The sequence below is a fragment of the Pseudomonas sp. 3HC3 genome, from assembly GCF_044904505.1.
Taxonomy (GTDB): Bacteria; Pseudomonadota; Gammaproteobacteria; order Pseudomonadales; family Pseudomonadaceae; genus Aquipseudomonas; species Aquipseudomonas putida_Y.
In genome coordinates this window covers 1-1767 of record NZ_JADDRH010000046.1, presented here as the reverse complement: position 1 = coordinate 1767, position 1767 = coordinate 1, and the positions used below count along the sequence as shown (strand labels likewise).

The window sequence follows — 1767 nt, the reverse complement described above, 5'->3', positions numbered from 1 at the left end:
CGGCGTAGCTCAACTGTTCGCCTTCGCAGACCAGCGCCGGCGCCTGCGGCGCGCGGGCCGCCTGGGCTTCGATCAGGCGATGCAGCGGCTGGCTCGGCGCGAACGTGGCCGGGGCGGTATTCCAGGCCTGTACCGCAGCCTGGCGTTGCTCATCATCGAGCAATTGCAAGGTCTCGACAGGCGCCTCAGCGCCCTGTTCGAGCATCTGCAGCAGCAAGTGACGCAGTTGCTGGCCGATCTGCTCGATGATCGCCGCGCTGAACGCCTGCCGGTCATAGCTGCAGCGCAGTGACAGGCTGTCCTCCAGGCCGACCGCCAGGGTCAGCGGATAGTTGCTCTGCTCCTGTGTGCGCACCGGGCCAAAGTGCAGCCCCGAGGGCGAACCACGCTCCAGGGCCTCGGCCACCGGGTAGTTTTCGAACACCAGCAGACTGTCGAACAGCGCGTCACCGCCCTGCCCGGCCCAGCGTTGGATGTCGAACAGTGGCGTGTGCTCCTGTTCGCGGATGCGCAGGTTGAGCGCCTGCAGATCGTCCAGCCAGTCGCCAAGCGCCTGCCCGGCGGTGCACGGCACGATCACCGGCAAGGTGTTGATGAACAGGCCGATCTGCTGCTCGATACCGGCCAGCTCGGCCGGTCGCCCGGCCACGGTGGCGCCGAACGACACGCAGTCCTGGCCGACACGACGCTGCAGCAACAAGGCCCAGGCACCCTGCACCAAGGTGTTGACGGTGACCTTGCGCTCACGGGCGAAGCGGCCCAGGCGCGCGGTGGTCTGCGCATCGATCGACAGGCTGTGCTCGTCGTAGCCATCGACACCGACATGTTGACAGGTGCTGGCCAGGCGGGTGGGCTCTTCCAGTGCGGCCAGTTGCTCGCGCCAGAAAGCTTCGCTCTGCGCTCGGTCCTGACGCTGCAGCCAGCCAATGTAGTCGCCGAAGCGGCCCGCCGCCTGCGTGGGCCGCTCGCCACAGTAGCGTTGCAGCACTTCACCCAGCAGTTGCGCATTGCTCCAGCCGTCCATGAGGATGTGATGGCTGGTGTAGATCAGTGCATGGCGGTCATCTTCCAGGCGTACCAGCACCAGGCGCAGCAATGGCGCCTGCAGCACATCGAAGCCGCGCCCACGTTCTTCGGCGGCCAGTGTCGGGAGCGCCAGCGCAATGTCATCACGACCGCGCCAGTCCAGCTCGCTGAACGGCACACGGGCCTCGCGCAGCACTACCTGCACCGGTTGGGCCTGGTCGGCGGACCAGACGAAGGCACAACGCAGACTGTCATGGGCCTGGAGCACAGCGTTCCAAGCCGCCTCGAAGCGTGCCACATCCAGACCTGCGACCTCGACCTGCATCTGGTTGATGTAGTCGCCGTCGCTCTCGCCGAACGTGGAATGGAACAGCATGCCCTGCTGCATCGGCGACAGTGGGTAGATGTCTTCGACCTCGGCCACCGCCACCGGCAGTGCGTCGAGTTGCGCCTGGCTCAGGCCCGCCAGCGGGAAGTCCGACGGCGTCAACCCTTGCGGCGCCTGGCAGTGCTCGACCAGCGCCGCCAGCTCCGCCTCGTAGGCCCGCGCCAGCCGCTCGATGGTCGCGCGGGCGAACATCTGCCCGCTGAAGCTGAACGCCAGGCTCAGCTCGCCGCCATACACCTGGCCATTGAGCACCAGCCAGTTGCCCAGCGGCGCCAGCGGGCTCTGCTCCTCACCTGCGCTTTCGGCAGCGGGCACGAACAGCGCCCGCTCATCGAACTGGCCATCCAGCTGGC

1 protein-coding gene is annotated in these 1767 nt (G+C 67.2%); it reads right to left on the bottom strand.

What is annotated here, in order from left to right:
• The coding region (locus INQ47_RS25575) for a condensation domain-containing protein (RefSeq protein WP_404702893.1) at nt 1–1767 on the bottom strand (1767 nt) is incomplete at both ends.